Annotated in this window: 25 protein-coding genes; 13 read left to right on the top strand and 12 right to left on the bottom strand. The window is 65.6% G+C overall.

The window, feature by feature from the left end; all coding sequences use genetic code 11:
- Window positions 1–21 precede the first annotated feature (21 nt).
- Window positions 22–570: a TetR/AcrR family transcriptional regulator gene (locus A5645_RS25760; protein ID WP_065131502.1), complete on the bottom strand. Its 549-nt coding sequence runs from the start codon at window positions 568–570 to the stop codon at window positions 22–24.
- A gap of 71 nt (window positions 571–641) precedes the next feature.
- Between A5645_RS25760 and A5645_RS25755 the strand changes: the two genes are divergently transcribed.
- Window positions 642–2147: a serine/threonine-protein kinase gene (locus tag A5645_RS25755; protein WP_065131501.1), complete on the top strand. Its 1506-nt coding sequence runs from the start codon at window positions 642–644 to the stop codon at window positions 2145–2147.
- Between the two features lie 18 nt (window positions 2148–2165).
- Here the strand turns inward: A5645_RS25755 and A5645_RS25750 are convergent, their stop codons facing one another.
- Together A5645_RS25750 and A5645_RS25745 are read right to left on the bottom strand one after the other, a co-directional pair.
- On the bottom strand, window positions 2166–3545 hold the full coding sequence (locus A5645_RS25750) for an FAD-binding oxidoreductase (RefSeq protein ID WP_065034960.1): 1380 nt from the start codon (window positions 3543–3545) through the stop codon (window positions 2166–2168).
- A gap of 31 nt (window positions 3546–3576) precedes the next feature.
- The gene (locus A5645_RS25745; protein WP_065131500.1) at window positions 3577–4848 is read right to left on the bottom strand and encodes a cytochrome P450; all 1272 of its coding nucleotides are present in this window, start codon (window positions 4846–4848) and stop codon (window positions 3577–3579) included.
- 88 nt (window positions 4849–4936) lie between these two features.
- Between A5645_RS25745 and A5645_RS25740 the strand changes: the two genes are divergently transcribed.
- Complete coding sequence (locus tag A5645_RS25740; RefSeq protein WP_065131499.1) at window positions 4937–5389, top strand: VOC family protein; 453 nt, start codon at window positions 4937–4939, stop codon at window positions 5387–5389.
- Window positions 5390–5723: 334 nt separating this feature from the next.
- Here A5645_RS25740 and A5645_RS29510 read toward each other — a convergent pair whose 3' ends face one another.
- Window positions 5724–6563, bottom strand: coding sequence for an NHL repeat-containing protein (locus tag A5645_RS29510; RefSeq protein WP_436405529.1), 840 nt, complete (start codon window positions 6561–6563; stop codon window positions 5724–5726).
- Window positions 6518–7531 carry a serine/threonine-protein kinase gene (locus tag A5645_RS29505; RefSeq protein ID WP_436405528.1) on the bottom strand — a complete coding sequence of 338 codons (1014 nt, stop codon included), beginning with the start codon at window positions 7529–7531 and terminating at the stop codon, window positions 6518–6520. Before A5645_RS29505 ends, A5645_RS29510 begins: the two co-directional genes overlap by 46 nt.
- 432 nt (window positions 7532–7963) lie before the next feature.
- Between A5645_RS29505 and A5645_RS25725 the strand changes: the two genes are divergently transcribed.
- Window positions 7964–8647 carry a hypothetical protein gene (locus A5645_RS25725; protein ID WP_155768164.1) on the top strand — a complete coding sequence of 228 codons (684 nt, stop codon included), beginning with the start codon at window positions 7964–7966 and terminating at the stop codon, window positions 8645–8647.
- An 11-nt stretch (window positions 8648–8658) separates the two neighbouring features.
- Here the strand turns inward: A5645_RS25725 and A5645_RS25720 are convergent, their stop codons facing one another.
- Both A5645_RS25720 and A5645_RS25715 read right to left on the bottom strand, forming a co-directional pair.
- Window positions 8659–9150, bottom strand: coding sequence for a PNPOx family protein (locus tag A5645_RS25720; RefSeq protein WP_081288565.1), 492 nt, complete (start codon window positions 9148–9150; stop codon window positions 8659–8661).
- A gap of 10 nt (window positions 9151–9160) precedes the next feature.
- Window positions 9161–9586, bottom strand: coding sequence for a DUF6636 domain-containing protein (locus A5645_RS25715; RefSeq protein WP_081288564.1), 426 nt, complete (start codon window positions 9584–9586; stop codon window positions 9161–9163).
- A 194-nt stretch (window positions 9587–9780) separates the two neighbouring features.
- On the opposite strand from A5645_RS25715, the gene A5645_RS25710 reads away from it, so the two are divergent.
- The 5 genes from A5645_RS25710 to A5645_RS25690 all read left to right on the top strand — a co-directional run bounded on the left by A5645_RS25710 (window position 9781) and on the right by A5645_RS25690 (window position 14564).
- A complete protein-coding gene (locus A5645_RS25710; protein WP_065037524.1) occupies window positions 9781–10521 on the top strand; it encodes an Rv3717 family N-acetylmuramoyl-L-alanine amidase in 741 nt (246 codons plus the stop codon).
- A gap of 10 nt (window positions 10522–10531) precedes the next feature.
- Window positions 10532–11392 carry a serine hydrolase gene (locus A5645_RS25705; RefSeq protein WP_081288563.1) on the top strand — a complete coding sequence of 287 codons (861 nt, stop codon included), beginning with the start codon at window positions 10532–10534 and terminating at the stop codon, window positions 11390–11392.
- A 46-nt stretch (window positions 11393–11438) separates the two neighbouring features.
- A complete protein-coding gene (locus A5645_RS25700) occupies window positions 11439–12992 on the top strand; it encodes a serine/threonine-protein kinase (RefSeq protein WP_065131525.1) in 1554 nt (517 codons plus the stop codon).
- 142 nt (window positions 12993–13134) lie between these two features.
- A complete protein-coding gene (locus tag A5645_RS25695) occupies window positions 13135–13836 on the top strand; it encodes a haloacid dehalogenase type II (RefSeq protein WP_065131497.1) in 702 nt (233 codons plus the stop codon).
- A 5-nt stretch (window positions 13837–13841) separates the two neighbouring features.
- Entirely contained in the window at window positions 13842–14564 is a 723-nt protein-coding gene (locus tag A5645_RS25690; protein WP_065131496.1) for a potassium channel family protein, read from the top strand.
- An 81-nt stretch (window positions 14565–14645) separates the two neighbouring features.
- On the opposite strand, the gene A5645_RS25685 is transcribed toward A5645_RS25690, so the two are convergent.
- Window positions 14646–15941 (bottom strand): MFS transporter, encoded by a 1296-nt coding sequence (locus A5645_RS25685; RefSeq protein ID WP_065131495.1) that lies wholly within the window; start codon window positions 15939–15941, stop codon window positions 14646–14648.
- 34 nt (window positions 15942–15975) lie between these two features.
- Here A5645_RS25685 and A5645_RS25680 point away from each other — a divergent pair, with 34 nt between their 5' ends.
- Complete coding sequence (locus A5645_RS25680; protein ID WP_065131494.1) at window positions 15976–16563, top strand: class I SAM-dependent methyltransferase; 588 nt, start codon at window positions 15976–15978, stop codon at window positions 16561–16563.
- Here A5645_RS25680 and A5645_RS25675 read toward each other — a convergent pair.
- Window positions 16553–17593: a phosphotransferase family protein gene (locus tag A5645_RS25675; RefSeq protein WP_065131493.1), complete on the bottom strand. Its 1041-nt coding sequence runs from the start codon at window positions 17591–17593 to the stop codon at window positions 16553–16555. The genes A5645_RS25680 and A5645_RS25675 overlap by 11 nt on opposite strands.
- Window positions 17594–17672: 79 nt before the next feature.
- Here A5645_RS25675 and A5645_RS25670 point away from each other — a divergent pair, with 79 nt between their 5' ends.
- On the top strand, window positions 17673–18518 hold the full coding sequence (locus tag A5645_RS25670; RefSeq protein WP_065131492.1) for an alpha/beta fold hydrolase: 846 nt from the start codon (window positions 17673–17675) through the stop codon (window positions 18516–18518).
- Here the strand turns inward: A5645_RS25670 and A5645_RS25665 are convergent.
- The gene (locus tag A5645_RS25665; RefSeq protein ID WP_065037513.1) at window positions 18501–19058 is read right to left on the bottom strand and encodes a TetR/AcrR family transcriptional regulator; all 558 of its coding nucleotides are present in this window, start codon (window positions 19056–19058) and stop codon (window positions 18501–18503) included. The genes A5645_RS25670 and A5645_RS25665 overlap by 18 nt on opposite strands.
- An 80-nt stretch (window positions 19059–19138) precedes the next feature.
- Here A5645_RS25665 and A5645_RS25660 point away from each other — a divergent pair, with 80 nt between their 5' ends.
- Complete coding sequence (locus A5645_RS25660) at window positions 19139–20032, top strand: metal-dependent hydrolase (protein WP_065131491.1); 894 nt, start codon at window positions 19139–19141, stop codon at window positions 20030–20032.
- Window positions 20033–20038: 6 nt separating this feature from the next.
- Entirely contained in the window at window positions 20039–21202 is a 1164-nt protein-coding gene (locus A5645_RS25655; protein ID WP_065131490.1) for an Rv3169 family protein, read from the top strand.
- A gap of 68 nt (window positions 21203–21270) precedes the next feature.
- Here the strand turns inward: A5645_RS25655 and A5645_RS25650 are convergent, their stop codons facing one another.
- Window positions 21271–22575, bottom strand: a complete 1305-nt coding sequence (locus A5645_RS25650; protein WP_065037510.1) for a cytochrome P450 — start codon at window positions 22573–22575, stop codon at window positions 21271–21273.
- An 85-nt stretch (window positions 22576–22660) separates the two neighbouring features.
- The gene (locus A5645_RS25645) at window positions 22661–23011 is read right to left on the bottom strand and encodes an MmpS family transport accessory protein (protein WP_036359214.1); all 351 of its coding nucleotides are present in this window, start codon (window positions 23009–23011) and stop codon (window positions 22661–22663) included.
- Window positions 23012–23107: 96 nt separating this feature from the next.
- Between A5645_RS25645 and A5645_RS25640 the strand changes: the two genes are divergently transcribed.
- Window positions 23108–24205 (top strand): NAD(P)H-dependent amine dehydrogenase family protein, encoded by a 1098-nt coding sequence (locus A5645_RS25640; RefSeq protein ID WP_065037521.1) that lies wholly within the window; start codon window positions 23108–23110, stop codon window positions 24203–24205.
- Window positions 24206–24349: the final 144 nt, after the last annotated feature.

Genomic DNA, 24349 nt, shown 5'->3' with positions numbered 1-24349 from the left:
ACACCATACCTTTTAGTATGGTCAAGGGCGCAGCAGGAAGTCCAGAAATCTTTCGCGCTGCAACGCTTCCTTCTTGGGCGCGGGGGCGGACAGATGCAACAGCCCGAGGCCGGCGGCAAACGTGGCCTGAGCGCGCAACTCGGCATCCTCGGGTTCAAAACCGAAGTCGGAGAACGCTTTTCGTACGGCTTTGAGGGTACGGCGGTCGGCCGCGTGGACGGCGGTGGCAACCGTCTCGTCGGAGCGGGCCCATTCCCGCATGGCGCGCTCGAGCGACCACTGCCGGGGACGTACCAGCGAGGCCATCATGCGCGACAACCGCTCCCTGGGCTCGACATCGCTCATTTGCTCGATCTCGTTGCGGTCTTCGTCCTTGAGCTGTGCCCAGGATTCGATCAGCGCACGGCGGTAGGCTGCCATGTCGGCGAAATGCCAGTAGAAACTGCCTTTCGTCACGTTGAGTCGACTGCACAACCGATCGACCTTGAGCGCGTTGAGGCCCTCCTCGGCCACGATCGCGAAGCCGGCTTGCAGCCAATCGTCCACCGACAGACGGTTATTGGTCGCCATGAAGCGCAGCTTACGGGTTACATGGGTGCATTGGCGGGAACCCTGGGGTGACTCTCGAGAAAGGATCGTCAATGACTTCGCGGCTCCGGGGCCGGCGTCCGGGCACCCGGTTCGGTCCCTATGAACTGCGGTCGCTGATCGGCAGCGGCGGGATGGGCGAGGTGTACCGGGCCTACGACACGTCCAAGGGCCGGATGGTGGCACTGAAGCTGCTGCGCGCGGACCTGGCCGCGGACCCTGCCTTTCAAGAGCGGTTCCGGCGCGAGTGTGAACTGGCCGCCCGGCTGCAGGAGCCGCACGTCATCCCGGTGCACGACTTCGGCCGGATCGACGGGGTGTTGTTCATCGACATGCGCCTGGTCGAGGGCGAAACGCTACGGGACCTGCTGCAGGCGCGCGGCGCGCTGGATCCCGCACAGACGGCGGCGATCATCGCTCAAGTCGCCTCCGCCCTGGACGCCGCGCACGCCGACGGGTTGGTGCACCGTGACGTGAAGCCGGAGAACGTGCTGCTGACCGCCGATCACTTCGCCTACCTCGCCGACTTCGGCATCGCCCGTACCAGTGCAGATCCCAGGATGACGGCGGGTGGTTGGCTGATGGGGTCGTGCGCCTACATGGCACCGGAGCGATTCAGCGACGGCTGGGTGGGACCGCAGACCGACGTGTACTCGCTGGCGTGCCTGCTCTACGAGTGCCTTACTGGCCAGCCGCCCTTCGAACACGCCGAGATCCAGCAGTTGATCAGCGCGCATATGTTCTCGGTGCCGCCCCGCCCCAGCATCATGCGCCGCGGGATCGATCGGGCTTTCGACGGGATCATCGCCACCGGCCTGGCCAAGCAACCCGCGGCCCGATTCGCCTCGGCCGGGGAACTGGCGATGGCGGTGCGCCAGGCCGCCGGTTCCGGTCTGGCGCCGGCACCGGTCCCGCCCCCGGCGCCGACACCGACTCCAACACCGGGTCCGACACCGGGGCAACCGGCGCGGACCAGGCCGTTCCCGGTCAGCTACGCGAATCCGAACGACACCGGATACAGTCCCTACCCGCCATCGCGGTCCCAGCCCGCTCCTCGTCGCGCCCGAGATCTGGGGCGCATGCCGGTGGTGGTCGGCGGTGCCGCCACCGTCATGTTGGTGGTGGCGGCGGTCCTGGCGGTTGTGCTGGCAGTCGGTAATCGGTCCACACACGATGTCGCTGCACCGGCACCCACGGCGCCGACAGCGTCGCCGACCCCCGCGTTGTCACAGCCGGTCGACGGTGCCGACGGGTTGGGCTTCGTCGGCCATCCGGCCCGGTGCGACGCGGGAAACCCGCCGGCGGCGGTGCTGCGGACCGCGCAGTCGCTGGCCGTGATCTGCCAGGCCGGCCCGGACAGCTTTTACTACCGGGGTGAGCGCATCCGGGACGGCGCCAACATCGAACTCGCCAACGCGGTGCGGTCGTCCGGCGGCTTCGATGTGACCAACCCCGCCAACGGTGTCCGTTACGAGGTTCGTCCGCAGCGGCTCACCATCCGCAGCGGCGGTCACATCGACTCGGCCGAACCGGTGTTGCAGTACGCCGTAGCCAGATGAGCCGCGGAGCGTGACTGCTCAGCCCGCGCCGAATACGACCCCGGGGTTGAGGATGCCGACCGGATCGAAGCTCTGCTTGATCCGGCGCATCAGTGCCACCTTCGCCGGGTCTTCAAGTTTGAGGTAATACGGCGTTTTGGCGCGGCCCAGTCCGTGCTCACCCGATATCGCCCCGCCCAATTCCATTGCCAAGGCGAAGATCTCGGTCATCAGCTGCTTGCGCTTGGCTGAATCCTTCAACAGGATGGCCAGGTGCACGTTGCCGTCGCCGGCATGTCCGCACCCGGCTGCCGCGCCACCGGCCGCCGCCGCCAGATCCCTTGCGGCGTTGAGGAATTTGGGCATCGCTGACCTAGGCACCACGGTGTCGATGATGTCGTCCGCACCCACGGCCTTGGCCGTCCAGAATGCCTTCTCGCGGGCCTCGACCAGCCGGCGGGCCGCACCCCCTTCGAGCACATAGGCATCCGCGGCGCCCAGCTCGGCGAGCAACTCACCGGTGCGCTCGACATCCTCGTCGAGCCGGTCCGACGTCCTACCCTCAAGGGCAACAACGAGATACGCCGCACAACTGTCCCGGATGCGATCCGGAACACCCAATTCGAGGTTCTGGGTGTGCACCAGCCCGGCCATGGTCATGTTGTCGATGTACTCGAGGATGTAGGGGCTCAGTCCGCTGGCAAGGATGGCGGGTACCGCGGTCATGACCTGGTCGAAGTCGGCGAACGGGGCTAGCACGGTGGCGCTGTGCGCCGCACGCGGATGGAGCCTGACGATGATCTCGGTGGCCAATGCCAGCGTGCCTTCGGAGCCGACGATCAGCTGGGTAAGGTCGTAAGCCGTTGACACCTTGGCGATTTTGCCGCCGGTCCGGATGATCTCACCGGTTGGCAGCACCGCCTGTAGGCCCAGCACGTTGTGTCGCGCGACCCCATACTTGACCGCACGCATGCCGCCGGCATTGGTCCCGACGTTGCCGCCGACGCTGGAGGACAACTCGCCGGGATACACCATGTAGCGGAGTCCGAATTCGTCGGTCGCCGCGTCGAGTTCGGTCAACGTCACTCCCGGCTGGACCACGGCGACCTGATTGGTGGTGTCGACCTCCAGCACCGCGTTCATCCGCTCGAACGAGATCAGCAACCCGCCGGCCTCGGGCCGCGCCGCCCCGGACAGACCGCAACCCGAGCCGCGCGCCGTCACCGCGATGGTGTGTTCTGCGGCGGTCTTGAGCAGTTGGGCGACTTCTTCGGCGCTGGCCGGCTTCGCCAGATAGGCCGGCGCCTGCGGTGGTTGTGTCAGCTCCTCGTCGTGGGAGTAGTCCTCGGGGATCGCATCGCCGGTCAGCAGGTTGTTCTCGCCTACAATTTCCGCGAACCGCGCCGCCATGTCACTCATCGGGCCTGCCCTTCTCGCCACGTTGCGCGGTTCACTTTACGTTCGCAAGCGCCTCCTGCGGTGCGAAGGTGACCGGCAGCTTGCCCAGCCCGGTCATGCTCGGGTTGCCCAGGTATTGGCGAACGCCGTCGAGATCTACTCGGTAGTCCGGAATCCGGTCAAGGACCGCCTTGACCATCACCTCGGCCATCGTTCTGGCCAGATGAGATCCGATGCAGCGATGGGGTCCGAGGCCGAAGGCGAGATGGCGGTTCGGCGAGCGGTCCAGGACGATCTCGTCGGGTCGGTCGAACTCGTTCTCGTCGTGGTTGGCGGCGAGCCAGCTGATGATCACCCGGTCGTTGCGCCGGAGCCGTCGGCCGCCGATCTCGACATCGCGAGTCACCGTGCGGCTCAATTGCTGGTTGACCGAGAAAAAACGTAGAAACTCGTCCGTCGCGGTGCGGTAGAGCTCGGGCTGATCGATGAGTTGGCGCCGTAGCTCGGGGTGGGTGCCCAAGTGCAGCAGGGTGAGTGCGGTTTGTGACGTCGTGGTGTCGACGCCGCCGCCGATGAGGTTCCACAGGATGCCGAGCAGCTGCTCGTCGGTCAGGCGACGGCCGGCGAACTCGAACTGCACGAGGAAACTGGTGAGGTCGTCGTGCGGGTCGACTCGCCGTGCGGCGGCGAACTCGAGGACGCCCTGCATCATGGCGGGGACCTCGGCGATCGCGTCGGCGTATTCCGGGCTGTCCTGCGGGACGGCCATGACCGAGTGGAACAGGTTCGCGTACCGCTGCCAGTCGTCATAGGGCAGCCCCATCAGCTTCATGGTGAGGATCGCGGGGACCGGACTGGCGTAGTCCAGCACCAGGTCCATTCGGCCCTCGGCGACATGGCGATCCAGGAAACCATGGGCGAGTTCGGCCATGAACGGCCGCATCTTCTGGACGGATCCAGGCGAGAAGAACGGCGCCAATCCGTGTCGCAGCGCCTGGTGGTAGGGGCCGTCGACCTCGCCGATGCCCAGGGCGGGTTGACCTTCCGGGCGGGGGACACCCATCTCGCCCTGATAGTCGATGCCGTCGGTCGAGTCCGGCTCATACCTGTGCGCAAACGTCTCGCCGTCCCGGGCGACCTGACTCACCGCCACGTAGCTGGTGAGAAACCAGAAGCCGCCGTAGTTGATGTTCCACGCGACCGGGCAGCTGCGTCGGAGCTCGGCGCTCATCTCGAGCTCATTGAGGTTGAATTCGTCGCTGTGGTGATCGAAGCCGACGATGGCGTCGTCCGGGACGTCCGGGTGGGTGGAGACTCGAGCCATCCAGCTGCCTTCTCTGCCTTCTCACGGCGCAACCGCTATCTCCGCTATCTTTGCACTATTACGAGCGCGGCTGGTAGCGGAGGCTGTAATGGGAACGCAGCGGTCAGTTTTCAACCATGTCGGGTTGTGCGTCAGCGACCGCGCGCGGTCGCGGCGGTTCTACGAGGGGCTGCTGGGCTTTGAGTACTGGTGGGAACTCGATGCGCCCGACGACGGAACGGATCGGTTGCTTCAGTTAGAGCGTCCGGTCGGGTTGCATGCCACCTACCTGGTCCGGGATGGGCTGGTGCTGGAGTTCCTCGACTACACAAGCCGCTCGGTGCATGCCGGGCCGGCCCGCGCGATGGATCATGTCGGCCTGACCCATCTGTCCTTCTCGGTCGCCGATCTGAGCGAGGTACTGAACCGGGTGTCGCAGTACGGCGGCGAGGTGGTCGGCGGGACCGAGTCGGCGACGTCGGCGATGGTGCGCGATCCCGACGGGCAGTTGTTGGAGTTGCTGTCGGACGGGTGGCTGGCGGCGCTCCCGCCGCGTCCCTGATTTCGACGCGCCGCAAGCGCGCCTCACCGAAAAGTCTCAACTACAGCTTTACCCTTTCCCTCGTGACGGTCGGGGAGTGCTTACTTCTGCCAGGGTTCGAGGTGCTGTCGGAACTGGATTTCGACTGCGAGATTCCGTGCATCTGCCGGAAGTTCTGCGGCGAAGCAGACCATTCGGCGCACTGGTGGATAACCCTCTCGTGCGGGTGCCGATACCCGTTCTGCAACAAGGCGTTACGGATATCCAGGATGCGGTTGAAGATCCGCCCGCTGACGTGCCGGTTATGTTCGGCAGATGACATCGTGATCAGCCGGGTGCGGCGGACGTAGGTCGCCTACTTTTTACGGAGCGCCACGATCTGGTTGTTCCGCCCGCCGACGTAGACGGTTCCCACGTTGTCGACCGCCAGACCCCACGGGTTCTGCAGACCGGTGAAGTGCAACTCCTCCTGGGTGGAGGAGCCGGCCGGCAGCTTGAGGGTCCTGCTGTTGCCGGTGTCGGTGACGTAGACGGCCCCCTGGCTGTCCAGCGTGACGCCGCCCGGCTGCTTCAGGCCGGTAAAGGGCAGCGCCACTTGCTTCTTGGTGTCGGTGGGCAACATCAGCACCCGATCGTTGCCGCCGTCGGAGACGTACACCGTTCCGCCACTGTTGACCACCAGGCCGGTCGGAGCGCTCAGGCCGGTGAACGGCACCTCGGTTTGCGCATTCGACCCGGCCGCCAGTGCCACCACGCGATTGTTGGCCGTGTCGGTCACGTACACGGTGCGGCTGCCGTCGACTGAGAGCCCGGTCGGATTACCGAGATCGTGGAACTGCAGTACTTCCTGCTTCTGCGAGCCCGAGCGCAACACCAGCACCCGCTTGTTGCCGGCGTCGTTGACGTAGACCGTGCCGGTGTTGTCCGCCGTGACTCCGGTCGGATAATTCAGGCCCTCGAAGGGCAGGACGACTGGCTCGTTGGCGCCCGCGAACAGCGCCAGGATCCGGTTCTTCGGGGTGTCGGCGACGTACACCGTGCCGCCGCTGTCCACCGACAGTCCCTGAGGGTCACGCAATCCGGTGAAAGGCAGAGTCACCTGCTCGAAGTCGTCGCCCTTCGGACTGGACTGATTGACGAAGACCACGGTCACGACGGCCACCACCACGGCCAACAGCGCGGCCGAGATTGCCACGGCCTTCCGCCGCCACCAGGGTCGCGCCGGTTTTGGCGGCGTCGCGGGGGTGGCCGCTGGGGTAGGCCACGGCCATCGGAGCGGGTGTCGAAGTGCACGTGGTACGGATTGTTCGCGGGCTGGGTTCGGACCGGCGGCGGCACCCTGGTAGGGATGGGCATGGTCATAGCGGTCTGGGCTGCTTGGGCGAACTCCACCGCGGTGCTGTAGCGATCGTTGGGATGTTTGGCCATGCCCTTGGCGATGACGGAGTCCAAGCCCGCCGGCAACTCGGGAATCGTGCTCGACGGCCGCGGCGGGGGAGTCCGCAGGTGGCCGCCGATCTGTTGTTCCAAAGTGTTGCCGGGGAACGGTGACTGGGCGGTCAAGCACTCGTAAAGCACACAGGCCAGCGAGTAGACATCGGAGCGGGCGTCGGCGTTGTCGCCGCTGAATCGCTCCGGCGCCATGTAATGGTAGGTGCCGATCACGTCACCGACCTTCGTCAGGGCCAAATCACCTGCGGCGCGCGCGATTCCGAAATCGATGAGGTAGGCGAAGTCGTCGGCGTCGATCATGATGTTGGACGGCTTGACATCCCGGTGCAGGAGCCCGTCCCTGTGGGCGGCATGCAGCGCCTTGGCGGTCTGCCCGATGATGTGCACCGCGCGATCCGGTGGCAGCGGCCCGTGACTGAGCACCGTCTCCAGGTCGTGGCCTTCGATCAGGCGCATGTCGACGAACAGCCGCCCGTTGATCTCGCCATAGGTGTGAATGGGGATGAGGTGCGGGCTGTTCAACCGCGCGGTGGCGTGGGCTTCGCGACGGAACCGTTGCTGAAAGACGTTGTCGTTGGAGATCTCGGTCGGCAGGATTTTGAGCGCAACAACCCGGTCGGTGTCCGTGTCATAGGCGCGCCAGACCTCGCCCATGCCGCCACGGCCCATCAACTCAATCAGCCGGTACCGCCCGAACGGCGTTCCCTCCAACAAGCCCTCCTATCTGACGATCAGATCCTGACGCGGCCCATGCAAGTCACACCATTTTCCTACGTTACGGGCCACCCTCCGCGCCTGGTTTTTGACCGTTCATCAATGAATTTAGTCAGCGAGGTACCTTTAGCGCCATTAAATGGCCTGTTGACAGGCGGTTCCCTACGGCAACCCGACTTCCGGCGAACCCGGCCGGCTCCCAATGTCCAAGCGACCCAGACCATCCCGTAGAGCGTGCTGGGAAAGCGACCAAGATTGGGATTGGTAGCCGGGCAGGTCCCGTGGACTGTCTGGAAAGGCGGGAGCAGGTGAAGCATGAAGCTACGTACCGTAATGGCGGTCGCGGGCGTTGCGTTCTTGGTGGCGAGTTGTTCGACACACCGCGTCGTCTCGCCTCCCGCTGCGACGCGGACGGTCGAGCCGGCCACCGTGGCGCAGCTGTGCGATGCCCAGACGTGGCCGCGGCCCGTTCCGGACGTGGTCGGGCGTCTCCTCTACCAGGTAAAAGACGGTTCGCTGGGCTGCTGGGACCATATCCGGGCGGTAGCCCCGGACGGGCACGACCCGCTCAGCCAACCCACCCGGCCCAGAGACGTTGAAGAGAAGACTTATCGCATCAGTGCTGTCTCGCCCGCCGTCGGGACTCCGGTCGACCGCCACGGCGCCGTGACGGTCGAGCTGGTCGAGGCCGACGCCTCGGCGCCACCGGGACTGCGGCCGTGTGACTGGGTGACCGCGGCGGAGGCCGTCGACATATTGGGCGGGCCGGTCAACGCGGAACCCTTGGGTGACCAGACCGGATCGGTCGATATCGCCTGCATCTACGGCAAACCCGTCGACGCGGGGGATGGCGTGGAAATCGATCTACAAGTGCCCGGGGCGTTTCCCGTCGACGCCGCGTCGCAATTTGCGCTGGCAACGTCCCGTGGCGGCACCGGCGTCGACGGAATCGGCGTCCGGGCTGCCTGCGTCTATGAACCGTCGACCACCCCACCGTCGACAACGCTGGTGGTGCTGCTCGATCGTGACCGGCTCTTTCGGGTAACCCAGGGCTATGCATCCTGCAAAACTCTGAAACGCTTCGCGCAGTTGGCAATTGGTCGCATTGGCTGACGACTTCTTCACTACGGGCGGCGATGCAGCCAGACGAAATCATCAATGCCCGCCAGTTGCAGCAGTATTCGGGATCTCATCGGCCAGGCACGCAGCAGCTGTGGGCCGGAGACGATCTCTGGCTTCTCCAATGTGAAGGTGCGACCTTTCCAGGCCAGTGTCCCCGAACCGGCGGTGCTGATGTTGCGGTACCGGTCGGTGCCGGGGCCGTAGGTCAACGGCACCAGGAACCCGTCCCCGTAGCCGGTCACGCCCACTGACGTCTGGTAATTGCGGCCACTGCGCCGTCCCACGTGGGTGAGCAGGCCGACGGTCGATATTCGCGTTCCGGAAACCCGGCGCGTCAGCACGTTGTAGGTCTTGAGCAATCGCCGGAAAGCACCGTGGGAGAGCAGCGATGCGCGTCGCCGCCGCAACGCCCGCAGCAACACCACCAGTGACAGCGGCACGACGCCCAGCGCCGGCCAGGCGACGCCGATGCGGCCGAAGGGCCTGCCGGGCAACGGCCTTGACCTAGCCGAGATCGAACGAGTCGCGCGAAACCCGGAAGAAGTGCCCGCTGGTACTGTCGGTGCACTTCATGCCGGCCTGCTCGCTGCTGGCGCAGGTGATCGAGCCGGCGGAGATGGTTTGGCCGTAAGCGAGTGCCGGCTCACCGGGCAGCTGCAAGGTGTCGCCGTGGCATTCGATGGCGCCGGGTTTACCGGGGCTCAGTGTGAACCGGCTGCCCCAGGCGATGTGCTGAGCGCACTCGGGAGGCGGCGGTGGGGTGTAGGTGTATTCGCGGATGTCGCAGGCGGCGCCGTCCGCAGCGATGATGCAGAAGATGTTGCCGGACGGCGATTGGAAATACTTGGAGTCCGCGTGGGCGGTTGCCGGCAGCGCCATGGTTGCTGCGGCGGCGGCGGCGGCGATCACCGCCAGCTGCATGATTCGCATCGCTTGGTCTTAGCACGCCAGGTCGTCGGTGGCGAGGGGTAACGCGTGTGAAAGTCCGCGAACCCAACCACACTGCGAATACGGGCGGGAATTTCGGCAGTGACGTTCGGCTGGCGGTGGAGCGGGGAAGGTGCGGCGGTTCGGGTGAAGGGCGCGCGGCCGCCTCCGATTGTTACCATCGCGCGGTGAGCCGAATTTCCAGGCGCGACGTGCTGAAACGCGTCGCCGCGGCACCGGTGGTGCTGGTCGGTTTGGTCTCCAGTCCGCGTGCCGGCGCGGCCAACATCGCCGGAATGAGCGTGTTTCTCGACCCGGGCCACAACGGGGTCGCCGACGCGTCCATCAACCGGCAGGTTCCCAATGGCCGTGGCGGCACCAAGCCGTGCAACACCTCGGGCACCGCTGCCAACGACGGCTATCCCGAGCACGCGTTCACCTGGGAAGTCACCAACATGGTTGCCGCCAACCTGAATGGGATGGGCGTCAACACCCAGCTGTCCCGGGGCGACGACAACTCGGCCGGACCATGCATCGACGACCGTGCCGCCCACGCCAACAACGCGCGCCCCGACGCGATCGTCAGCATCCACGCCGACGGCGGACCTGCCTCGGGGCGGGGTTTCCATGTGAACTACTCCAGCCCGCCGCTCAATGCGTCGCAGTCCGGTCCGTCCCTCCAGCTCGCCGAGGCGATGCGCAGTGCGCTGATCGGCGCCGGGTTTCAGCCGTCCAACTACGTCGGCTCCGGCGGGCTGTACGGCCGCGCCGACCTGGCCGGGCTGAACTTCGCCGAATACCCGGCGGTGCTGGTGGAACTCGGCAACATGAAAAACGCAGAAGACGCCGCTCTCATCGAGAGCCCGGACGGACGGGCGCGCTACGCCGCCGCCGTTACGCAGGGGATCGTCAACTATCTCCAGGCCAAGCCGGGCTAGCGTCCGACGGTTGGCCGCGGTCCTCGCAACCTTGGTTGCGGCGGCCGCGATCGTGACCTTGAGCGCTGAATACACCCGCCGGCACGCACCGCACCGGCCGACACCGTCCGCGCACCCCGCGCCGGGCATCGCTGCGCCACCGGTCAACCCGACCACCGACCTGGCCGCGGACTTCACCCAGTCGACCGCCCACCTGAACGCCCGGGTCGGGCTGGCCGTCACCGCTGTCGGCTCCGGGCAGCCGGTCACCGTGTGGGGGGACTGGCAGCAAGGAGCGGCCTGGTCGACGATCAAGGTGCCCCTGGTGATCGCCGCCTACCGCGCGCAACACGTGATCACCGACCAAATGAAGGCCGCCATCACCGAATCCGACAACGCGGCAGCCGAAGCATTGTGGCGGCAGCTGGGCGAACCAGTGATCGCGGCTCAGCAGGTGCACCAGGTTCTGCAGCAGACCGGCGACCCTACTACTGTCGAATCCCGAAGGCTGCGACCGGAATTCACCGCTTTCGGCCAGACTCAGTGGTCACTGGTCAACCAGGTGCGATTCATCGCGAGCGCGGTCTGCAACCCGTCGAATGACCCAATCTTCTCGCTGATGGGCGAAGTCGAACCGCAACAACGCTGGGGGATCGGCGAACTCGCCGGCGCCCAGTTCAAGGGCGGCTGGGGTCCGTCGCCGTCCGGTAATTACCTCGTCCGCCAACTCGGCGTGCTGACCACACCAGGCGGCCGGATGGCCGTCGCCCTTGCCGCCGAGCCGGCCTCGGGTTCGTTCGACGACGGCAGGGCCGCCCTCGACGCGGTCGCAGGCTGGCTGAACGCCAACCGCGCCCGGTTGCCCGCCGGCGGCTGCGCGGGAAACCCTTAGACATCATGGCGACGTGCCGCATAATCCCTAACGGGAGGATATGACGGTGTCAGCGGACGACCAGCGTGTCGGCACGACCTTCGGCAAATACACCATCACCGGCGTCCTCGGCAAAGGCGGCATGGGCGAGGTCTATGAGGCCTACGACAACCAGATCGGCCGGACCGTCGCCCTCAAGATCATCAAGGGACAGTTTGCCAACGACCGCAAATTCCGCACCCGCTTCGAGCGGGAATCCCACGCCGCGGCGACGTTGCAGGAACCGCACGTCATCCCGATCCACGGCTTCGGTGAAATCGACGGCTCGCTGTTCATCGACATGCGCCTGGTCCGCGGCAAGGACCTGGAATCGTTGCTGATCAGAGCGCCGCTGGAACCGGCGCGCGCGGTCGCCATCGTCACCCAGATCGCCGCGGCGCTGGACGCCGCCCACGCCGACGGGCTGGTGCACCGGGACGTCAAGCCGCAGAACATCCTCGTCACGCCCGCCGACTTCGCCTACCTGGTCGACTTCGGGATCGCCGAGGTGATGGGCGAGAATACCCGGCTTACCGCGGCCAACATGCGGGTCGGCTCGTGGGCCTACATGGCGCCGGAACGGTTCACCGACAGCGATATCACCCCCGCCGCCGACATCTACTCGCTGGCCTGCGTCCTCTACGAAGCGCTGACCGGGCAGCCGCCGTTTCCCGCCCAGACCCAGGGCGGGTTGGTCGCCGCCCACCTGTCGGCACCGCCGCCGCGCCCGAGCCTGACCAACCGGAAGATTCCACTGGCCTTGGACGAGGTGATCGCCCGCGGCATGGCGAAGGAACCCGACGATCGGTACGGCAGCGCCGGGGCGTTTGGCAGGGCCGCCGAACGGGCCCTACGAAGCGGTGCGCGCACCGTGATCGACCCGGTCGACCAGACGCCGACGCAAGGCGCCTCATGGCTGCCCCCGCAACGACCACCCATGCCGCCACCGCAGCAACAGGTCTATCCGCAGACCTTCCCGCCCTCGGGCCCGCAACCGGTGATGTCGGCCGAACCGGCGGCCAAGCCACGGCCGCGTTGGCTGGTGCCCACCCTTGTCGCTGTCTGCGCGGCGGTGGTGCTGGCGGCGATCGGCGCCGTCATCGGTCTACTGCCCGATTCCGATCCGACCCCGACGGCCGGACCGTCGGCAACCGTCCCGCCGACCATCCCGCCCTACTCAGGTGAGTCGTCCGGTGCGCCGGAGCCTGTGCCGTCGCGGCCCGTCAACGCCACCCCGCCGCTGATCACCGGTCCGGACCAGAGCGCCGGCCATCAGAGCTGCGATCAGGGTTTTCAACTCAGCAACGCGACCGGGTTCGGGTCGCACGGCGGCCGGGGGTCGCCGCAGACGTCGTGCTACTTCGCCAACACGGTGCTGCGCACGTACTGGGACACCTACGGCAACGCAACCGAGGGGACGCGGACGGTATCGGCGCCGGGCTCCGTCGATTGCTTCACCGTGCCCGGCGCGAATTGCGACCCGAAGAACGCCGCGAACTTCTTGATGGAATGCGCCGGTGATGGCGCCAACCCGTGGATCAGGTGCACCGGCGGCAAGGACGCGGTGGTTTACCTTTGGTAGCCCGAAAGGCGTTACGGCGGTGGGGCTATCGAAAGGTCCGCTCGTTGGCGAGGGTGAACCGGCAGTCGGGCTCGCGGCTCCTCGGTGGCGACGGCGCTGACGTCGCTGTCACTGGCCACGGGGACATCGTAGATTCGGTCGGGTGCTCAAGGCGCTGTTATTCGATGTCCAAGGGACCGCGACGGACTTTCACTCGACGGTGTGCGATGAGGCCAGGCGGATCAGCGCCGGCCGGCACCCGGAAGTCGATTGGCCCGACGTGGTGCGGCGCTGGCGAGCGGAGTACTTCGCGGCGCTGAACGCCGCGCCGGCCCGCTCGGGAACCTGGGTGTCGGTGCACACGGTGTACCGTCGCGCCCTCGACGCCATTCTTGACGACGCCGGGGCGGGTGACCTCTCCGGCGCCGAGCGCGAGGAGCTCACACTGGCGTGGCAGCGGTTGCGGCCGTGGCCGGACGCCATACCGGGACTGGACCGGCTCCGCACGCGGTACACACTGGCGACCCTGTCGAACGCCGATGTGAGCGCGGTGGTCAACATCTCTAAGCGGGCGGGTCTGCTCTGGGACGCCGTCTTCGCCGCGGAGATGGCCGGCGTGTTCAAGCCGGACCCGGCCGCGTACCGGATGGCCGCCACCTACCTCGGCCTGCAGCCCGACGAAATCATGATGGTGGCCAGTCACAAGTACGACATCCGTGCGGCCGGCCGGCTCGGTTTCGGGACCGCGTTCGTGGCCCGGCCGCTGGAGTTCGGCGCCGGCGCGACCGCGGATGTGGCATACGAAGACGAGTTCGACATCAACGCTTGTGATTTCGTCGATCTGGCGGATCAACTCGTACGCTGAGCCGTGTGCAATCCAAGGAACAACTGTGGAGGCAGCGCACCGAGTGGCCGCTCGCCCTGGTCGCCGTCGCCTTCCTCGCCATGTATTCGGTGCAGATATTGGGCCGGCCGCACGGTTTCGAAGCGCGTGCGCTGTGGCTGTTGTGCTGGCTGGCGTGGGGGATCTTCGTCGTCGACTACGTGGCTCGCCTGATCCTGGCCGAGGATCGTCGGGAATGGTTTCTGCTGCACCTGTTCGACCTCATCATGGTGGCGTTGCCTTTTATGCGGCCGCTACGGATGCTGCGGTTGCTGGTCCTGCTCGGCGTGTTGCAAAAGGCCGTCGGTCGCGCCGTTCGCGGTCAGATCCTGATCTACACGATCTCGGGGGTCATCCTGTTGGTGTATGCGGGATCGCTGGCGATCCTGGACGCCGAACGCGGGCAGCCCGGCGCCACCATCGACTCGTTCGGCAAGGCACTGTGGTGGTCCATCACCACGGTGACCACGGTCGGCTACGGCAACCTGTATCCGATGACCGTCACCGGCCGGGTGGTCGCGGCGCTGCTGATGATCGGCGGCATCAGCCTGGTGGGTGTGGTGACGGCGTCGCTGGCCTCCTGGATCGTGCAGCGGGTCTCGGACGCCGACACCGAGAATCAGGCTGCGACGGCCAGCCAGATCGAGGATTTGCGCGCCGAGATCAGGGCGCTGGCCGACCAACTGCGACAGCAGGAAGCCGCACGTTAGTTGCGCGGTTAGTTGCGCGACCAGACACAAAATCACCCGCACGCTCGGCGCGTCGGGTGCTTTTGCGTCTGCTCGCGAGGGTTACTCGAGCGCTCCTCCGAGGGTCTCGGGCAACAGGTAGGTACACAGCAGGCTCACCCCGACCAGCACCGCCAGCATCAGTCCGATCGACCAGCTGCCGTAGCGGTCGCTGAGCGGGTCGGCAAGCAACGGCGGCAGCGCCCCACCCAGAATGCCGGCCACGTTGATCGCCAGCCCGGCGCCGGTGTAGCGGTGCGACGTGCTGAACAGTTCGGGCACGAAGGACGCCATCGGGGCATAGCTGAACGCGGCGATGCTGTACGTCCCAACGATCGCGGCCGCGAACAACATCGGCCGGTCGGTGTCGATCAGCGCAATCACCGCGAACGACCACGGCAGGCCTAGCGCCCACCCGGACAGGATCACCGGCCGGCGCCCGACCCGGTCACACAATATGGCCGACACCGGCACGACCGCGGTCCACGCCACACCGCCCAGCAGTCCTGCGCGCAGGATGACATTGCGCGACAGCCCCAAATGGCTGTGCGCGTAGCTGGTCAGGTACGTGCCGGCCATGAACACGAACGCGTAGAGCGCCACGAAGCTGCCCGACGCCAGCGCCACCCGCGCCGGCTGCTGCCGGAGCACCTCGGCCAGCGGCACCCGAGGACGCGCCGTTTGTCTTGTGAAGACCGGTGTTTCGTCGATGACCAGGCGCACATACATCGCGATGGCGACCAACAGGCCGCTCAGCAGAAACGGCACCCGCCATCCCCAGTTCAGGAACGCCGCGCTCTTCTCACCGACGGTGGCGTTGACAATCAGAAAAGTCAGGCTGGTGAGCAGGGTGGCGATGCCGGCGCCCACCGCCGTGAACATGCCGTAGCTACCACGGCGGTGGGCCGGTGCGAATTCGGCTGCCAGCAAGGCCGACCCGGCCCACTCGCCGCCGACGGCGAACCCTTGCAACAGCCGCAGGACCAAAACGATCAGCGGCGCCGCGATTCCGATCGTCGCCGCCCCAGGCGTAAGGCCCACCGCAACTGTGCACAGACCCATGATCAGCATGGTGGACACCAGGGTCGCCTTGCGGCCCAGGCGATCACCGAAGTGTCCGAACAGCGCGCCGCCGACCGGCCGGGACACGAACGCGGCGGCGAAGGTGCCCATGGCAGCGATCGTCCCCATCGCCGGGCTCAGCTCGGGGAAGAAGATGTGGGGGAAGACCAACGCCGCGGCCGTGCCGTAGATGTAGAAGTCGTAGAACTCGACGGTGGTGCCCACCATGCACGCGAACGCGATCCGCTTGACGCTGACTGGATTGGCCACGCGCGAGTGTAGGCACAGTTGCGGCATTCTCACCGCCCCGGCCCGTGATACGTTGCCGACGATGCGACGTCGTTTCACCGAATTCCACCACGTCCTGCAGCCCGCGGTGCGCCTGCGCGAACAAGCCGAGGCGCTGGGTGACTACGTCGGCAACGGTGACACCGTTCTCGACGTCGGTTGCGGCACCGGACATCTCTCGCAGTACCTGCGGGACATGTACGCCGCGGTCCCGACCGGGATTGACGTGAAAGACTTACGTGCCACCGACATTTCGTTTGCCGGATTCGACGGCCGCACGATTCCCTTCCCGGACAGCTCTTTCGATCACGTGATCCTCAGCGAGGTGCTACACCACAGCCATGACCCGGTCGGGCTGATCGCCGAATGCCGCCGGGTCGCGCGCCGGCGCATCATCGTTTTCGAAGACATGCCCGACGGGTTGCTCGGCAAGGCCGCGCTCTACGCCCACATGCAGGCTTTCGCGCTGTACCACCACTACCCGTTCCGCCCCGCAGGCCTGGAGGAGTACCGCAAGGCTCTGGTCTGGCTCGGCACCAATACCGCTTGTGTGGCCCGCATTCCGCAGCCTCCGGATTGGGCGGTCTATCCACGCGAGTTGCTCGTCTACGACCTCCCCGCTACGGGCTGACCACCTCGACCGCCCAGCCGGGCATGATGGGGGCACGGGTGAGGCCGTGGTCGCGCTGGCCCATGCTGCGCAGCAACCACTGCACCCGCAGGATGCAGCACCCCATCCGCACCATTGCGAAAATCTCATACCACTGCAGCGAGCGCAGCGGCCGACCGATCCGCTCCTCGAATCGCTCGATCACATTTTGCCGGCTCTCGAACCCGGGGAGCTCGGGATCGGCCTGGATCCCGTTGACCTCCATAGTCTGTCGGCGGGTGGCCAGCCACCAGGCGAAGTCGGTCTCCGCCGGGCACAGACACGCCTGTTCCCAGTCCAGCACCCCGACGATTTGCCCTTCGTCGTCAAAGATCGCATTGGATAGTCGCGCGTCACCCCAGCAGACAGCGAGCCGGGACGGGTCCTCGGGTTGGTGGCGATGCAGCCATTCGAACGCGGCGGTGATCAGGGCGGGAACCTGCGTGTCGGTGGCCCATTTGACGTAGTCGTACCACCACGCGAGTTCCGCGGCGTTGCCGACGCCCTGCGGCCGCTCCAGCCAGGGTGCCTGACCGGCCGGGACGCGTTGCAGGGCGACCAAGGTGTCGAGGAAGGAGTCATGCACGCGACGCTGTACTTCCGGGCCGGCGCCGTGCAGCCAGCCACGAGTGGCAAACGACGTGTCGGACGGCGTGTGCCCGGCGATGCGCGGCATCACCAGAAAACTCGACCCGAGCCACGACGGGTCGGGTTCGAAGTGGATCGGCGCGGGCGTGGCGATCTGATACTCGTGCAGGAATTGCTGTGTGCGCGTCTGGCCGGCGAGGTCGTACTCGGCGTAGATGCCACCACCGCTCGGCGGTATGCGGACCACGAACTCGCGCGAACCGTCGACGCTGAACAGCAGACTTACACTCGACCAGCCCGCGGCGCGGTTCGCGGGGCGCAGCTCGCCGATTTCCACCGGTGCGCCGAACTTGTGCTCGAACCAGTTCGCGAGCTGGCCGCGGGTCGCGTCGAGGTCTCGCTGCACGAGGGACAGTCCGGCCATAGAGAAACATTTACATATCAAGCACCTGATGTAAACAGGATGTGCTTACATCAGATGGGTCTAACGTAAAGGAACAGCGATGGCCAGACCAACATCCCTGACTTACGGGAACATCGAAGACACCACGAGGCCGCTGGCCATCACGGTGCACGGGTTCCCCGATACTCCGCATACCTGGCGGCATCTCGGGCCGGTGCTCGCTGAGCACGGCTACCGGGTCGTGGCACCGTGGCTGCCGGGCTACGACGCGCCGGCCGAGGGTCCGGTCAGTGTGGGTACCTATGTGCACCACATACTTTCGGTATACCGCCGTCACGGCGGAGACGGTCGCGCAGTGCTGATCGGCCACGATTGGGGCGCGCATGCGGCCTACGGGACGGTCGGCGTGGACCCGGGCGCATTCCAGCGGCTGGTGACGCTCGCCGTACCACCGAGTGCCGCGCTGGCTGCAGCAATGTTCGACTACGCCCAGTTGAAGCGTTCGTTCTACATATGGTTCATCCAACAGGTCGGTCTCGCCGAGACGGTGTTGCTGCAACCGGGCTTCTGGGAGCGACTCTGGGCCGACTGGTCACCGGGATACGATGCAAGAGAAGACATTTTATGGCTACGTCAGTATGTCACCGCTGAGACCATCGCAGGGGTGATCTCGCCCTATCGCGCGACATTCAACCCCGATTTCGCCGATCCGGCCGCGGAGCAAGAGGCGTTGGCCACCTTCGTCCCGCCAGCCGTCCCCACCCTGTACCTGCACGGCACCGAGGACGGTGGGTTGGGGGCCGAGGTGGTCACGGGCGCGGCTGAGCACCTGCCCGCACCGGGATCGGAGTTCGAGATGATCGATGGCACAGGTCATTTCCTGCATCTGGAGCGACCGGACCTGATCGCAGACCGGATCTGCGGATGGTTAGCTCGCGGAAGCTGATTGCGCGGTGCGTCCGCCCATGCCTGCGGCATAACGCAATTCGGCGAGGAATTGCGCGCGATCGGTTCCGCCCACCAGGTAGTGGCACACAGCCACCCGCACCACCGTCGCTGCCGCCAGATCGGCGTTGTCACCCGGGATCAAGCGCTTGATGCGCTCATGCAGGACGGGCATCACCCGTTTCATCTGGGTGAGCACGTGTTCAGGTTCGGTGTCGGCAAGAAATCCCAATGAGTAGGTGTGCTGGAAATCGACTACGAATTGCAAAGCAGCGTCTAGTCGTTCGTGGCCGCGCAGCCCGGCCATCGCTGAGGCGATGCCGGCGTCGAAGTTGTCCTGCTCATAGAGTCCGAACGCTGCGAGCAGTTCGTCCTTGGACGGAAAATACCGGTACAGCGTGGGCCGGGACACGTTGGCTTCCGCGGCCACTTCTGAGAGCATCAATCGCTTACGTCCGCTGCGCGCAAGCACGACGAATGTGGCGGCCAGTATGCGCCGGCGCGTCGACATCTCGGCGCTGGGCGGGACACGGGTGGCCATCCTGAGTACTTTACATCTATAGCCACAAATGTCACACTGCGATCCGAGACAACCAGACTCTGAACGTAAGGCGCGCGGAAATGACGGACCTTGTTGTCCGAAAGATGTCATTCCAATTCGACGGGACGGTTCCGTTCCTGTGGCAGCCGGCCAATCCGCGGTTCGCCATCTTCTGCAACGCCTTCACCTTCATCGCGGTGCCGTTCGAGAAATACATCATCGCGGCGTTACGCGAGGCCGGCGACCGACTTGACGACGACCCCGACGTCGCCGCCGAGGCCGACGCGTTTCTGCGGCAGGAGGCCCAGCACTCAGCGGCCCACCGCAAGCACATGCTGGCACTCATCGAGCAGTATCCCGGGCTGGAACGCTGCTACGAGGAAACGATGGCGTCCTATCAACAGCTGCTCGCCACGCACCCGGTCGAGTTTCACGCCGCGTACATCGCCAACCTGGAAGCCACGTTCACACCGATGTTCAAAGTGATTCTTGATCATCGGGATTCGTTGTTCGGCGGCGGGGATCAGCGGGTGGCGGCGCTGATGCTGTGGCACTTTGTCGAGGAGATCGAGCATCGCAGTGCGGGGCTCAAGTTGTACCGGCACCTGATGCCTGACCCCTGGTATCGGGTCAAACGGGTACGCCAGACTTTCCGGCACACCGGATTCATCGCAAACACGGTCGCCAAGGCCTTCGACGAGCACATTCCACAGCAGGACCGAACCTTGTCGGCTGAACGCGTGATGGAAGACGCGTTGCGCAGCGAGTTCCGTTACCGATTGGGCAGTACGGCCACCAGACCGGTGTTCCATGCCGTGCCCACCCGGCGTCTGTTGAAGATGTTATGGGGGCTGGCGCTGTCCCAGACGCCGCATCACGATCCAGCTGACCAGCCGCTACCGAAATGGGCAGGAAACTGGATGGCCGAGTACGACCGCGGCACCGACATGACGACATTCGTCGATGAGGGGTGAATCCACTTGCTGACAACCAACTATGGCGGCTTGGTGCCCGAGGATGAGTCCCTGACCCATCAGATCGTGGACACGTTCGCGACGGTCAGCCAGTCGGATCCGTCGTGGACGGAGAAGATCTGGACCATCGCTCATGCGCGGGACAACTCATTGCAGCTCGTGCTCGGTATCGGCAAGTACACCAACAGGGGAGTGTTCGATGGGGCCGGGGGCGTTTGCCGGGGCACCGAGCAGTGGACGGTGCGTGCCGGCCGGCGGCTGTCTCTGGACCCGTCGGGCACCGACGTCGGCCCCATCCACTACAGCGTGGTTGAGCCGCTCAAGGCCATCCGCATCGGACTCGACGCAACCGAGCACGCCCCGATCGCATTTGATGTGACATTGCGCGGAAGTTTCGACGCGGCACTGGAAGACCCTTGGCCGGACCGCAGCCCCGACGGCTATCGGGTGACCCACAATGTGTTGCGCTACCACCAGATTGGCGTCGCATCGGGCTGGGTCGAGCTCGAAGGCGTGCGCACCGAGGTCAGGCCCGACGAGTGGATCTCGATCCGTGACCATTCCTGGGGCCTGCGTCCGGGTGTGGGCAAGCCGATCCCCGGACTGCCGCGCGGCGGCCGGCGCATCAGCCAGATGTTGATGACGTGGTGCCCGATGACGCTGACCCGTCCTGACGGGTCGACGTACTCGCTGTTCGTGTTCTTCCAGCAGGAGAAGGGGGACGGCTTTGAATCAACCCGTTTCCAGGCCGAGCAGCAGAACGACGACGGCACCGCTTATCGTTTCGCGGGCGTCGAACAAGACCTACATTTCGACGACGGCAACCGGCGGTTGACCCACGGCACCATCACGTTGGCCGAGACCGACGGCACCAGGCGTCCATTGACGATCACCGCGGCAGGCCCGACGGGATTTCACCTCGGCACCGCCGGCTACTACGGCTGGAACGACTGGGTGTATGGGCAATGGGTCGGCGATCTGAGGGTGGAGGGCTACCACGTACCGAACTGCGACCACCCCCAGACTGCCCGCAAGGTCCACCAGCTGCGGGACCTGTTGGTGCGCGTGGAGGATCCGATCGGCGGGGGGACCGGACTGGGCAACGCCGAGACCTTCGCCCTCGGCGCATTTCCCGATCGCGGCCTCACCGCGGAGAACTCGTTCCTGTAGCAGGGAGTGTGAGCAGACGCAAAAGCACCTGAAAAGGGCACTTTTCAGGTGCTTTTGCGTCTGCTCGGCTAACTCCAGGCGACTGGCAAGCTCTTGATGCCGTGAATGAACTGGGACAGCAATCGCGCCGGTTCCCCGGTTGCGGTGATGTCGGGTATCTCGCGGCGCAACTCCTCGAACACCACCCGGATCTCGCGGCGCGCCAGGTTGGCCCCGAGGCAGAAGTGGGCACCGCCGCCGCCGAAGCCGACATGCGGATTGGGGTTGCGCGCCACATCGAACGTCCATGGGTCGGCGAATTTCGACTCGTCGCGATTGGCCGAGCAGTACCACAGCGTAACCTTGTCGCCCTCAGCCATTTTCGTGCCGCTTAGTTCGAAGTCGCGGGTGAGCGTGCGACGCATGTAGATAACCGGCGAGGCCCAGCGCACGATCTCCTCACCGGCGCTGTGCGCCAGGCCGTCGAAGTCCGCCCACCATCGCTCGCGCTGCTCGGGATAGCGTGACAACGCCAGCACGCCATGGCTGATCGCGTTGCGGGTCGTCTCGTTGCCGGCAACCACCAACAGGATGAAGAACATCGCGATCTCCGAGGACGACAGCCGTTCGCCGTTCACCTCGGCTTCAACCAGCGCCGTCGTCAGGTCGTCGTGGTGGTTTGAGCGGCGGTCCTCGGCCAGCGCCGTGGCGTAGGCGCCGATATCCATCGACACCTTGGCGAACTCCTCGAAATCAGTCGCCAGATCGGGGTCGCCGAAGCCGAGAATCACGTTGGTCCAATGGAATACCCGCTGATGATCCTCTTCCGGGATGCCCATCATGTCGCAGATGACCTGCAGCGGCAGCGGTCCGGCGAGTTCGCTGACCAGGTCGGCGTGCCCATCGGGATGGTTGGCGATCATCGACGTCACCAGCCGGTGTGCACGCTCCCGCACCGACGACTCGATGCGAGCTACCACCTTCGGCGTGAACGCCCTGCTGACAATCGAACGCAGCCGCTGGTGCCGCGGATCGTCCATCACGATCATCGAGCCGAAATACTCGGCGAGTTCGGGTGTCTGGTCGCTGATGACAATGTTCGGGCTGGAGCTGAACACCTCGGGGTGGCGGCTGGCGAAGAACACGTCATCGAGACGGGTCAGCGCCCAGTGCCCACTGCCCGCGGTGAACCCTTCGATCTCGATCGCGGGCCAAAAGGAGATCGGCGCCTCGCGACGAAGGGTGGCGAAAGCGCCGTCCCGGTAATCGTCGTCAAGAGCCCAGAAGTCCAACGATCCCAACGCGATATCGGCCAGCGGGATGGGGGGCGGCGGGGCTCCGTTGACCCGGGGCGCAAGCGCCGCCGGGGCATCGGTCCGGGACTTGAGATCCATGCGATCCTCCTATGCCCACGTGGCCCGCTTACAGCTGTGCAGGCGTGACACTGGCGAGCTTAGACCGGCCGCTGCGCCCTCGGGTTCAGTGCGAGCAGACCGCCTTACCCGGTGTCCCCGTTGAATGCGCGTCATTCACCACGTTGCCGTCGAGAATGATCTTGCAGGCGATGGTGCCCTGTCCTTGAGCCGACAGGACGAACACCTGCCCGCCGAACGCCTGGAATTCCGTCGACCACGGCAGCGGCACATTGACCGCCCGCTGCTGACCGTTCTGGGTCTGGAACGAGATGTATTCGGCGACGCCGGGACCGCTGACCTCGTAGCGGACCTGCGGGAACTGACCGGGCAAGGGAACGGCGCTGGCCACACCGCTGGTGGCCGCGAAGGCGGTGCCGATGGCAAGCAGGATCGAAGCTGCGCGACAAGTGGTCATGTTTGTTCATGTTGTCACCACGCAGGGGCGAATACGAGACCCTTTTGACACTCAACTTAGGGTGAACGCGGGGACTGGTCTGAGCTGGAGGTGCTGATGACGCAACCGGTCGTAGCCGGCGAACCCAAGAGAGTGGTGGTGTGGGGCACCGGATTCGTGGGTCGAATGGTGATCCCCGAGATACTCAAACACCCGCTTTTCGAGTTGGTCGGGGTCGGAGTCAGCAACCCCGACAAGGTCGGCCGCGACGTCGGTGAAATCTGCGGGCTGCCGGAACCGGCCGGGATCGCCGCCACCGACGATGTGGATGCCCTGATCGCGCTGAAGCCCGATGCACTGGTCCACTACGGACCGACGGCGATGCACGCCAAGGACAACATCTCGTTGATCACTCGTTTCCTGCGGGCCGGGATCGACGTCTGTTCGACGGCGATGACGCCGTGGATCTGGCCGACCATGCACCTGAACCCGCCGAACTGGATCGAACCCATCACCCAGGCCGCCGAACTGGGGGAGGCTTCCTGCTTCACCACCGGCATCGACCCGGGCTTTGCCAACGACCTGTTTCCGATGACGCTGATGGGTCTGTGTTCGGAAGTCCGCAAGGTGCGGGCCTCCGAGTTGCTGGACTACACCAACTACGAGGGTGATTACGAGCGCGAGATGGGGATCGGGCGGGAGCCGGAGTACAGCCCGATGCTGGAGAACAGCGATGTGCTGATCTTCGCGTGGGGTGCGACGGTGCCGATGATCGCTCATGCCGCGGGCATCATGCTGGACGAGATGACCACGACGTGGGACAAGTGGGTCACCCCCACTGACCGCAAATCAGCGAAGGGTGTCATCAAGGCCGGCAACGTGGCCGCCGTCCGCTTCACCATCAATGGCCTCTACCAGGGTGAGACCCGGATCCAGCTCGAGCACGTGAACCGGATCGGGCTCGACGCCGCGCCCGACTGGCCGACTGGCAACGACAACGACGTGTACCGGGTGGATATCGAAGGGACGCCGAGCATTTCGCAGGAGACGGCCTTCCGGTTCACGGACGGCTCGGGTCGGGACGCCGCCGCCGCCGGATGCCTGGCAACCGGGTTGCGGGCCCTCAACGCGGTCCCAGCGGTCAACGGTCTTTCCCCCGGATGGGTGACCGCCCTGGATCTGCCGCTCATCCCCGGCGCCGGGACCATTCGCTGACCAGCGCAAACATCGGCGGAGAGAGATCTTGATACAGCTGGCGCAAAGCTGAGTCAGAGCTACGCTATAGCTTTCACCGAGAAACTGAGCGAAACCTTCACACCTTCAGAGATTTAGGGCGTTAGCCCCGGGGATTGGACCTGG

This window comes from Mycobacterium asiaticum (assembly GCF_001673635.1).
GTDB classification, from domain to species: Bacteria; Actinomycetota; Actinomycetes; order Mycobacteriales; family Mycobacteriaceae; genus Mycobacterium; species Mycobacterium asiaticum_C.
The sequence above is the reverse complement of the archived record's forward strand: the minus strand, read 5'-3'. Positions and strand labels throughout refer to the sequence as shown.